General features: G+C 54.4%; 8 protein-coding genes. 4 read left to right on the forward strand and 4 right to left on the reverse strand.

Features of this window, described 5'->3' with window-relative positions:
• Positions 1-657: 657 nt before the first annotated feature.
• Positions 658-2,166, reverse strand: a complete 1,509-nt coding sequence (gene putP, locus FDW98_RS15440; RefSeq protein ID WP_096757603.1) for a sodium/proline symporter PutP — start codon at positions 2,164-2,166, stop codon at positions 658-660.
• Between the two features lie 422 nt (positions 2,167-2,588).
• On the opposite strand from putP, the gene putA reads away from it, so the two are divergent.
• The gene (gene putA / locus FDW98_RS15445; RefSeq protein ID WP_096757605.1) at positions 2,589-6,551 is read left to right on the forward strand and encodes a trifunctional transcriptional regulator/proline dehydrogenase/L-glutamate gamma-semialdehyde dehydrogenase; all 3,963 of its coding nucleotides are present in this window, start codon (positions 2,589-2,591) and stop codon (positions 6,549-6,551) included.
• 587 nt (positions 6,552-7,138) lie between these two features.
• Positions 7,139-7,534, forward strand: coding sequence for a lysozyme inhibitor LprI family protein (locus FDW98_RS15450; protein ID WP_096759436.1), 396 nt, complete (start codon positions 7,139-7,141; stop codon positions 7,532-7,534).
• Here FDW98_RS15450 and rutR read toward each other — a convergent pair.
• Both rutR and FDW98_RS15460 read right to left on the reverse strand, forming a co-directional pair.
• Positions 7,531-8,169, reverse strand: coding sequence for an HTH-type transcriptional regulator RutR (gene rutR, locus FDW98_RS15455; RefSeq protein ID WP_096757607.1), 639 nt, complete (start codon positions 8,167-8,169; stop codon positions 7,531-7,533). The genes FDW98_RS15450 and rutR overlap by 4 nt on opposite strands.
• Before the next feature lie 194 nt (positions 8,170-8,363).
• Complete coding sequence (locus tag FDW98_RS15460) at positions 8,364-8,537, reverse strand: general stress protein (RefSeq protein WP_096757608.1); 174 nt, start codon at positions 8,535-8,537, stop codon at positions 8,364-8,366.
• A 385-nt stretch (positions 8,538-8,922) separates the two neighbouring features.
• Here FDW98_RS15460 and wrbA point away from each other — a divergent pair, with 385 nt between their 5' ends.
• Complete coding sequence (gene wrbA / locus FDW98_RS15465) at positions 8,923-9,519, forward strand: NAD(P)H:quinone oxidoreductase (protein WP_096757609.1); 597 nt, start codon at positions 8,923-8,925, stop codon at positions 9,517-9,519.
• A 20-nt stretch (positions 9,520-9,539) separates the two neighbouring features.
• Positions 9,540-9,767, forward strand: coding sequence for a YccJ family protein (locus FDW98_RS15470; protein ID WP_096757610.1), 228 nt, complete (start codon positions 9,540-9,542; stop codon positions 9,765-9,767).
• A gap of 47 nt (positions 9,768-9,814) precedes the next feature.
• Here the strand turns inward: FDW98_RS15470 and agp are convergent, their stop codons facing one another.
• Entirely contained in the window at positions 9,815-11,056 is a 1,242-nt protein-coding gene (gene agp, locus FDW98_RS15475) for a bifunctional glucose-1-phosphatase/inositol phosphatase (RefSeq protein WP_096757611.1), read from the reverse strand.
• Between the last annotated feature and the right edge of the window lie 87 nt (positions 11,057-11,143).

The raw sequence follows: 11,143 nt of genomic DNA on the forward strand, positions 1-11,143 counted from the left end.
AAAACTCAAGCAGAATGTTTTGAGAATGATGACTTAATGTAAACAGTTAGTCTGATAAGGGTTACTGTGATTTTGCGAAGCGGCATAAAAAGCCCGCGCGTGGTGCAATATTGTTCAGTTGAGCATGTATGGAGAACATTTTACCCTGAATAAGTTTCCGTTCAGCCGTCAACGCCTCATCGATTTTCAGCCGGACCAGGGTGTCGCTTCAGCGCTTTCGCTTTCAGCTATATCCGTTTTGCTGTTCAGAGATATTCAAGTAAAAGCGCAGGTGGTCAGTTGTGGGCTGGTCCGGCTGAAAATTGCCGACGTGTTTCCGTAAGGCCGGGTGAGCCAGCATGGATGCTGGCTCAGGGCGCGTTTTGCAGGGACGCTACCTCGCGTCCGGCCCGATAGCCTGGAGGAATAAGCGGAGGGGATTGCGAAGCAACAATTTTCCTGCCGGGAGCCGGGATTGTAAAGGGCGTGGCGGAGAACGCCCTTTACACGTTCACAGGAATCGGTGCTTCAGAAAAACGATGAGCATGAGGTGAACGGAACCTTTCTCTGAGATAGCATGTTCATTGCCTCCGCCAGCACATCTTGATGCCTTCTGAAACTAGTCGTTAACTGAACGGCATTGCCCGCACGCGGCGGGCTGTAGAAGCAATAAGCAGATTACTCAACCTGTAAACGTGACGGCGGTGCAGAATGATAATGCGCATCAGCTTCAGCAAAGCGTTTTTGCATTGCGGCTGAAGGTGCTTTACCCAGCAAGCTGAACACCACGATACCGATACTGCCGAACACAAAGCCCGGGATGATTTCATACAGGCCCAGCCAGGCGAACTGTTTCCAGACGATAACCGTAACCGCACCAATGATCATCCCCGCCAGCGCACCGTTACGGGTCATACGCGACCACAGTACGGAGAACAGCACCACCGGTCCGAATGCCGCACCAAAGCCAGCCCAGGCGTAGCTCACCAGACCGAGAACGCGGTTTTCCGGGTTAGCCGCCAGAGCAATAGAGATCAGCGCGACTACCAGTACCATGACGCGGCCAATCCACACCAGTTCTTTCTGGCTGGCATTTTTACGCAGGAACGCTTTGTACAAATCTTCCGTAATGGCACTGGAACACACCAACAGCTGGCAGCTCAGCGTCGACATCACCGCCGCAAGGATAGCCGACAGCAGAATACCGGCAATCCACGGGTTGAACAGGATTTGCGCCAGTTCAATAAACACCCGCTCGGCGTTCTGGTTCACCGCACCGGCCAGTGCCGGATTGTTATTGAAGTAGGCGATACCGAAGAAACCAACGGCCACCGCGCCCGCCAGACACAGGATCATCCATGCCATGCTGATGCGACGTGCATGCACGATGCTATGGTGAGAATCTGCCGCCATAAAGCGTGCCAGGATGTGCGGCTGACCGAAGTAACCCAGCCCCCAGCCCATCAGGGAAATAATGGCGACAAAGTTCAGGCCTTTGAGCATGTCCACGTTCTCAATGCTCTTTTGTTTGATCACTTCCAGCGAGTCTTCAAAGCCGCCGACGCCAATAATCACCATCACCGGCGTCAGGATCAGAGCAAAAATCATCAGGCTGGCCTGCACGGTATCGGTCCAGCTGACGGCCAGGAAACCACCAATAAAGGTATAGATAATCGTCGCTGCCGCACCCGCCCACAGCGCTGTTTCATAACTCATGCCGAAGGTGCTTTCGAACAGACGCGCCCCTGCAACAATCCCTGAAGCACAATAGATGGTGAAAAACAGCAGAATAACCAGCGCGGAAATAATACGCAGCACGCGGCTTTTATCTTCAAAACGACCGGTAAAGTAATCCGGTAGTGTCAGAGCATTATTATTGAACTCGGTGTGTACGCGTAAACGTCCGGCCACCAGCTTCCAGTTGATCCATGCGCCTAATGTCAGGCCGATGGCGATCCAGCTTTCTGAAATCCCCGACAAGAAAATCGCCCCCGGCAGCCCCATCAGCAGCCAGCCGCTCATGTCGGATGCCCCGGCGGAAAGCGCGGTGACAAACGGCCCCAGGCTGCGTCCACCCAGAATGTAATCATCAAAGTTTTTGGTTGAACGCCATGCAATAAACCCAATCAACAACATGCCAAAAATATAGACACAGAATGTCACTAACATCGGTGTGCTAATAGCCATCAAAACTCTCCAAAATTATGTATCGACAATGCCGTGGCTTGCCGTTTTATTACCCTGCCGGAACGTGGCAAAGATATCTATGTTGACCTGGGCGACCGTATCCTGCCGGAAGCAAGGATCATTCACAATCGATTTAACACACCATTTACATCAATTTTGATCTCGAGTAGATAGCATTTTTCTGGAGGTTGCACTCTCTCACACTTTTCGCGGTTGCACCTTTAAAAAGTGTTAACTGCCGCAGAGAAAAAGCGCTCGTATTTTTTACAGACATCTCAACAAACACCACATTTATTAACATTTCATTCATTTTCAAGCTTGCAAACCAAGTCACATTTAACACGGTTGCACAAAGTTGCAACATGGTGGATATTTCTCAGTAACTATCAGTCCCGTATTTCAGCACAACAGGAGTAAACGGCATGGGAACCACCACGATGGGGGTTAAGCTGGACGACGCCACACGCGAGCGTATTAAAACAGCCGCAACACGAATCGATCGCACGCCGCATTGGCTGATCAAACAAGCCATCTTTAATTATCTCGAAAGACTGGAAAATGACGATGCCCTGCCTGAGCTGCCTGCCCTACTGGCGGGTGCAGCCAATGAAGGTGATGACGCCTCGGCATACCAGAATGAAACTCACCAGCCTTTCCTCGAGTTTGCCGAGCAGATCCTGCCGCAGTCTGTTTCCCGGGCGGCGATCACCGCCGCGTATCGTCGTGCAGAAACCGACGCCGTACCGATGCTGATGGAACAGGCGCGCCTGCCGCAACCGATCGCTGAACAGGCTCATAAGCTGGCATATCAGTTAGCCGACAAACTGCGTAACCAGAAAACCGCCAGCGGTCGCGCCGGCATGGTACAGGGACTCTTGCAAGAGTTCTCGCTGTCCTCTCAGGAAGGTGTTGCGCTGATGTGCCTGGCGGAAGCCCTGCTGCGTATTCCCGACAAAGCCACGCGCGATGCGCTGATCCGCGACAAAATCAGCAACGGTAACTGGCAGTCGCACATTGGACGCAGCCCGTCGTTATTCGTCAACGCGGCAACCTGGGGACTGCTGTTTACCGGACGCCTGGTCTCCACACATAACGAAGCCAGCCTCTCGCGCTCGCTGAACCGCATCATCGGTAAGAGCGGCGAGCCGCTGGTCCGCAAAGGCGTCGATATGGCGATGCGCTTGATGGGGGAGCAGTTCGTCACCGGGGAAACCATCGCCGAAGCACTGGCTAACGCACGGAAGCTGGAAGACAAAGGTTTCCGCTACTCCTACGACATGTTGGGAGAAGCCGCACTGACCGCCGCTGACGCGCAGGCCTATATGGTGTCTTACCAGCAGGCTATCCACGCGATTGGTAAAGCGTCTAATGGACGCGGCATTTATGAAGGGCCGGGGATTTCGATCAAGCTGTCGGCGCTGCACCCACGCTACAGCCGTGCGCAGTACGATCGCGTAATGGACGAGCTTTATCCACGCCTGAAGTCGCTCACCCTGCTGGCGCGTCAGTACGACATTGGCATCAATATTGACGCCGAAGAAGCAGACCGACTGGAAATCTCCCTCGATCTACTGGAAAAACTGTGCTTCGAATCTGAGCTGGCGGGTTGGAACGGGATTGGTTTTGTCATCCAGGCCTACCAGAAACGCTGTCCGTACGTGATTGATTATCTGATTGATCTGGCCACGCGCAGCCGCCGTCGCCTGATGATCCGCCTGGTAAAAGGCGCATACTGGGACAGCGAAATTAAACGCGCCCAGATGGACGGTCTGGAAGGGTATCCGGTGTATACCCGTAAGGTCTACACCGACGTTTCCTATCTGGCCTGCGCCAAAAAACTGCTTGCCGTGCCGAATCTGATCTACCCGCAATTTGCCACCCATAACGCCCATACGCTGGCGGCCATTTATCAGTTAGCGGGTCAGAACTATTATCCCGGACAGTACGAGTTCCAGTGCCTGCACGGCATGGGTGAACCCCTGTACGAGCAGGTTACCGGCAAAGTTGCGGATGGCAAACTGAACCGCCCATGCCGTATTTACGCACCGGTAGGGACCCATGAAACGCTGCTGGCGTACCTGGTGCGTCGGCTGCTGGAAAACGGCGCGAATACCTCATTCGTTAACCGTATTGCCGACACCACTCTGCCGCTGGATGAACTGGTCGCCGACCCGGTCGAAGCCGTAGAAAAACTGGCGCAGCAGGAAGGCCTGGCGGGTCTACCGCATCCGAAGATTGCGCTGCCACGCGACCTGTACGGCAAGGGACGCGAAAACTCAGGCGGACTGGATCTGGCGAACGAACATCGCCTGGCCTCGCTGTCCTCTGCCCTGCTCAACAGCGCACTGCAAAAATGGCACGCGAAACCGATGCTGGAGCATCCGGTGACTGACGGACAAATGACGCCGGTAATTAACCCAGCGGAGCCGAAAGATATTGTGGGCTACGTGCGTGAAGCCTCCCCGAATGAAGTGGAGCAAGCGTTACAAAGCGCGGTAAATAATGCGCCGATCTGGTTCGCTACGCCGCCGCAGGAGCGCGCCGCTATTCTGCATCGCGCCGCCGTTCTGATGGAAGGCCAGATGCAGCAACTGATTGGCATTCTGGTTCGCGAAGCAGGTAAAACCTTTAGCAACGCCATTGCCGAAGTGCGTGAAGCGGTCGACTTCCTGCATTATTACGCCGGGCAAGTCCGCGATGATTTTGATAACGAAACCCATCGTCCGCTCGGCCCGGTGGTCTGTATCAGCCCGTGGAACTTCCCGCTGGCCATCTTCAGCGGGCAAATTGCCGCCGCGCTGGCTGCAGGCAACAGCGTGCTGGCAAAACCGGCAGAACAGACACCGCTGATTGCCGCCCAGGGGATCGCCATTTTACTGGAAGCTGGCGTGCCGCCAGGCGTGGTACAACTGTTGCCTGGCCAGGGTGAAACCGTCGGGGCACAGCTGACGTCCGATGAGCGCGTACGCGGCGTGATGTTCACCGGTTCAACGGAAGTCGCCACGCTGTTACAACGTAATATTGCTCGCCGTCTTGACGCGCAAGGCCGTCCGATCCCGCTGATCGCCGAAACCGGTGGAATGAACGCGATGATCGTCGACTCCTCGGCGCTGACGGAGCAAGTGGTCGTTGATGTGCTGGCCTCCGCCTTTGACAGCGCCGGACAGCGCTGCTCGGCACTGCGCGTCCTGTGCCTGCAGGATGACATCGCCGAGCACACACTGAAAATGCTGCGCGGCGCGATGGCCGAATGCCGGATGGGCAATCCGGGCCGCCTGACCACTGACATTGGGCCGGTTATTGACGATGAGGCCAAAACCAATATTGAGCGCCACATTCAGGCCATGCGCGCCAAGGGACGCCCGGTATTCCAGGCTGCACGTGAAAACAGCGAGGATGCGCGGGAATGGCAAACCGGTACCTTTATTGCGCCGACGCTGATTGAGCTGGAGAGCTTCGACGAACTGCAAAAAGAGGTGTTTGGTCCGGTGCTGCACGTCGTACGCTACACCCGCAGCAATCTGGGCAATCTGATTGAGCAAATCAATGCTTCCGGCTACGGCCTGACGCTGGGTGTGCATACCCGTATTGATGAAACCATCGCTCAGGTCACCGGCTCCGCACACGTGGGTAACCTGTACGTCAACCGTAATATGGTTGGCGCGGTGGTCGGCGTGCAGCCCTTCGGCGGCGAAGGCTTGTCAGGCACCGGTCCGAAAGCCGGCGGTCCGCTGTATCTGTACCGTCTGCTGGCTAACCGTCCGGAAAATGCGCTAAGCCTCACCCTGGCGCGCCAGGATGCCGATTACCCTGTCGATGCACAGCTCAAGGCGGCGCTGATCCAGCCGCTGGATGCCCTCACCGAATGGGCAGCCGATCGCCCGGCGTTGCAGACCCTGTGCCAACAGTTTGCTGAACTGGCGCAGGCCGGAACCCAGCGTTTGTTGCCTGGCCCTACCGGCGAACGCAACACCTGGACGCTGTTACCTCGCGATCGCGTTCTGTGTATTGCCGATAACGAACAGGACGCGCTGGTTCAGGTCGCCGCCGTGGCTTCCGTGGGCAGTCTCATCCTGTGGCCGGATGATGCTTTCCACCGCGATCTGGCAAAACGTCTGCCTGCCGCTCTTTCCGGGCGCATCCAGTTTGCCAAAGCGGATAATCTGACCGTACAACCGTTCGATGCCGTTATCTTCCACGGTGATTCCGATCAACTGCGCGCGTTATGCGAGGCGGTTGCCGCACGGGATGGCGCAATTGTCTCGGTACAAGGCTTTGCCCGTGGTGAGAGCAATATCCTGCTGGAGCGGCTGTATATTGAACGCTCATTGAGCGTCAACACCGCTGCTGCTGGCGGTAACGCCAGCCTGATGACAATCGGCTAAGGGTATGGTTAATTAAGGCTCCGGTAACGGCAATACCATTCAGTTAAGCATGTAGGGTGAACATGTGATTCTTGCTCAGGGTTCCGTTCACCTCAGCGGTATCATTTCTCTGAAGCTCAGGTACCCGGGTGTCGCTTCAGCGCTCTGGCTTTCAGCTATATCCGTTCTGCTGTTCAGATATATTCAAGTAAAATCGCAGGTGGTCAGGTGTGGACTGGTCCGGCTGAAAATTGCCGACGTGTTTCCGTAAGGCCGGGAGAACCCGCAGGGATGCGGGTTCAGGGCGCGTTTTGCAGGGACGCTACCTCGCGCCCGGCCCGATAGCCTGGAGGAATAAGCGGAGGGAACCACGAAGTGGCAATTTTCCTGCCGGGAGCCGGGATTGTAAAGGGCGTGGCGGAAAACGCCCTTTACACGTTCACAGGAATCGGTGCCCCAGAAAAACGATGAACATGAGGTGAACGGAACCTCTCTCTGAGATAGCATGTTCATCACCTCCCCAACACGGGTTGATGCTTTCTGAAACTGAGTCGTTGACTGAACAGCATTACCGGTAACGGGGCTTTTTTATGGAGTCAGAGAAAAGCATGAAACGAATTGTACTGACATGTGCGGCACTGCTGCTCAGCAGCCCGGCGCTGGCAGAAGACTGCACCAGCGCGAACACCCAAACTGAGATGAACACCTGCGCCGCTGAGCAGTTTAAAACGGCGGATGCAAAGCTCAATGATACCTATCAGAATGCGCTTAAGCGTGCAGCGCCCACTCAACGTGAATTACTGAAAAAGGCGCAAGTCGCGTGGATAACTCTGCGCGATGCTGACTGCGCGTTAATCAGCTCAGGTACGGAAGGCGGCAGCGTGCAATCGATGATCGCGAGCCAGTGTCTGACCGATAAAACCCACGAGCGCGAAGCGTTTCTCGCCTCGCTGCTGCAGTGTGAAGAAGGTGATTTAAGCTGCCCGTTACCGCCCGCCGGTTAACGCACGCGGATCCCTTCGATAATCATCCGCTGGACATTCTCAACCGTTTGGTTAAAAAAGGCTTCATCGCGTAGTGTCGCACCCGTCACTGCTTCCACCTGTGGAGCAAAGTCGGCGTAGTGCTGGGTTGAAGCCCAAATCATAAAAATCAGATGATGCGGATCGACCGGAGCCAGTTTGCCGCTACTGACCCACCCGGCAATCAGCGCGGATTTCTCATCAATCAGCGTTTTGAGATCTCCCGTCAACTCGGTCATCAGCAGCGGCGCGCCTGCCAGCATCTCCATACAAAACAGCCGCGATGCCTGCGGGTAATCGCGGGAAACTTCCAGTTTGAGGCGGATATATTCTTTGATCGCCACCAGCGGCGCAAAGTCTTCACGAAAGGCCTTCAGCGGCGCCAGCCAGATGTCGAGGATCTGGCGTAACACGGCAATATAGAGCACTTCTTTTGACGGGTAATAATAGAGCAGATTGGTTTTTGACACGCCCGCCTGCTCAGCCACCTGTTCAAGACGCGTTCCGTGGATCCCAAACTGGGAGAAGATATTTAGCGCCGCAGTTAAAATGGCCTGGCGTTTCGCGTTGACCGCCTGCGAGCGTTTACCTGTTTTTTTCTCTACGCCTTGAGCCATCCGCCCTCTCCTTGTTGTGAGGGCGTCAGCATAACAAATCATACGGTGAATGGATAAATTAAAGCGGCCACGGGAAGTAGTTACCGTGCATCCTTCAAACAAAAAAACCGCCGGACAATCCGGCGGCGGTGGCTTTGCGACGTCTGTCGTTGAACGCTCAGACGTCACGATGTAGTTAACAGACAGCCTGGCAATTACGTTTTGTTATTGCCGTGGCTATTTTTGCCCCCTTTTTTGCCTGCCTCTGAAGCGCGTTGCGGGTCATTCTTGAAATTCCCCCCGCTGTGCTGGCCACCTTTTCGACCTGCTTCTGATGCTCTTTCGCGGTCTTCCGCAAAGTTGCCGGAACCGCCTCGATGGTTTGCCATTACTGACCTCCGTCATTGATTAGACATCATATTGCATAGGTACTGAGGAGTGATACCTCACGCAAGCTGTGGGCAATGCCCGATGTTCGCTGCGTGGGATTAAGCATAGTGAAGACTGGCCTGACAACCGGCTAACGGTAATATTCTGCAACAGGTTTGCCGGTATTTGGCGAATAATCACCACCTAAAATCAATAAGCCTTTCTTATGACTAGCAAATCCAACCTGCTCAAAAATGTATCATTTTGCGACAAAAAAGAACTGCCATTAAAATTGTTATAAATCAAAGAAATGATGGTGAAATTTGCACTCCTGGCAGTACGTCATATCTTTAAAGAGAGGTAGCGATTCGCTACACAGACGGTTAACTCGAGGAGTAGTGTAAAATGGCAAAAGTTCTGGTGCTTTATTATTCCATGTACGGACACATTGAAACGATGGCCCATGCAGTCGCAGAAGGTGCAAATAAGGTCGATGGCGCGGAAGTCATTATTAAGCGTGTGCCAGAAACGATGCAGCCTGAGATCTTCCTGAAAGCGGGAGGTAAAACACAAAACGCCCCCGTCGCCACCCCACAGGAGCTGGCTGATTACGACGCCATTATTTTTGGCACCCCTACCCGCTTTGGCAATATGTCAGGCCAAATGCGTACCTTCCTGGATCAGACCGGTGGCCTGTGGGCTTCTGGCGGCCTGTACGGCAAACTTGCCAGCGTATTCAGCTCAACGGGGACAGGCGGTGGTCAGGAACAAACCATTACCTCAACCTGGACAACACTTGCCCACCACGGGATGGTCATCGTTCCTATTGGATATGCCGCGCAAGAGCTGTTTGATGTCTCACAAGTTCGCGGCGGGACGCCGTACGGCGCAACCACCATTGCCGGGGCCGATGGCTCTCGCCAGCCAAGTCAGGAAGAGTTGTCTATCGCCCGCTATCAGGGTGAATACGTCGCCGGTCTGGCAGTAAAACTCAACGGCTAATCCGCAACAGGAGGATTCGTATGCCAACTCAAGAAGCGAAAGCCCATCGCGTCGGTGAATGGGCGCGTCTGCGCAACACGTCGCCGGAAATCGCCGAGGCTATCTTTGAAGTCGCCCATTATGACGAGAAACTGGCGGAGAAAATTTGGGAAGAAGGCAGCGACGAGGTGCTGATCAAAGCCTTCGAGAAAACGGACAAAGATTCACTCTTTTGGGGTGAACAGACTATTGAACGTAAAAACGTCTAGCGTCATGACTCCCCCGTCTGCACGGGGGAGTTTCTTGTTATTTCACTCTACTTTGCCGCCGCATTCAGCACGCTATCGAATTTATCGATCGGGCAGAAGCCATTCGCATCTATCGGGCAGCCTTTCAGTTCCAGCGTCACGCGCTGCGCGGGTGATTTCAACGTCAACACCTGTGCATCACGCAGCTGCTGCGAGCTCTGATAAACATACTCGATTTTCATCAGATCCCGGTTAGCATTACTGTCATGCCAGCGCTGGAAGACAATCTTCCCGCCAATCGGCGTGCGTTCGTTCTGGTCATGCAGCTGATACGGTTTGAAATCCAGCGCGGTGAGTAATGACGCAATGTTGGAGTCGTGACCGACCAGCACGGTAATTTTCGGCGCTTTTGTACGCTCGGTCACCAGTGCGTTATCGATATATTTCACCAGTGGCTTGGCCACATTTTGCGCCACGGCCGGCGAGGTAAACAGGCTGTCCTGATAGCCATTTTTCAGCTTCGACAGCACTTTCCACTGTTGGTCAGATTTGATCTCACCCCAGGCTACCTCATTTAGCGGGAAACCTTCGTAATATTGCAACGTGAACGCATCCACCAGCGAGTTACCGACCTTCAACGGTCCTGAAACCCCAGGCTCCTGTTGGTACTTCGCAGTAAACGTGTCTTTGGCGTCGGTCAGTGAGCACTGCTGTTTTTCTTTACAGGACGGTGAGTCTTTATAGTTCGTCATTTGCTCTAGCAACTGGTAGCTGTCGCTAAGCTGCATTTTGCTGCGCTCTTTTTCCATCGCCTGCACGGCCTGCTGACTAAATGCGGCAGAGTCGTCAGTGATTACCGGGTTGAAGGTGGGATCCATGGTGCCCATTTTTTCTTGATGGTGCACGGGTACGTCGCAACCCGGGAACGCACCGGTCACAAAGAACTGCGCCGTTGCGACCGTACGCTGCAGGCTATTGGCGTAGGTATACACCGTATCCGGGGCCGGACATTCACCGGATTTCACCATCCCCTGCTCTGCCAGCCATTCACGCATGTAATGGCCCATATAGATTTCCAGCACCCCGCCTTTGGTGGTGAGCTGACCGCCCGGTACATCCCATTGTGGCCACTGCTTCGGCGTCGATTGCTCCAGAACGCTGCCATTATTGGCTAAAGGTGCACGTAAGTTATGTCGGCTCATCATCAATACTTGCTGGAGTTGATAGCCCTCCGGCGCGGTCTGCGCCTGTGCGGCGGATGACAGTAATACGGCCCCTGCCACGGTTGCGGCGATTAACGATTTATTCATCCCTACGACCTCTTGTTGTTATCAATCACCACTGAGTGTGACAGAAACAAGACATTTTTCCGGGAACACTTTCGCAAAAATGCAGGT

Source organism: Citrobacter sp. wls711 (assembly GCF_005281055.1).
Lineage (GTDB): Bacteria > Pseudomonadota > Gammaproteobacteria > Enterobacterales > Enterobacteriaceae > Citrobacter > Citrobacter gillenii.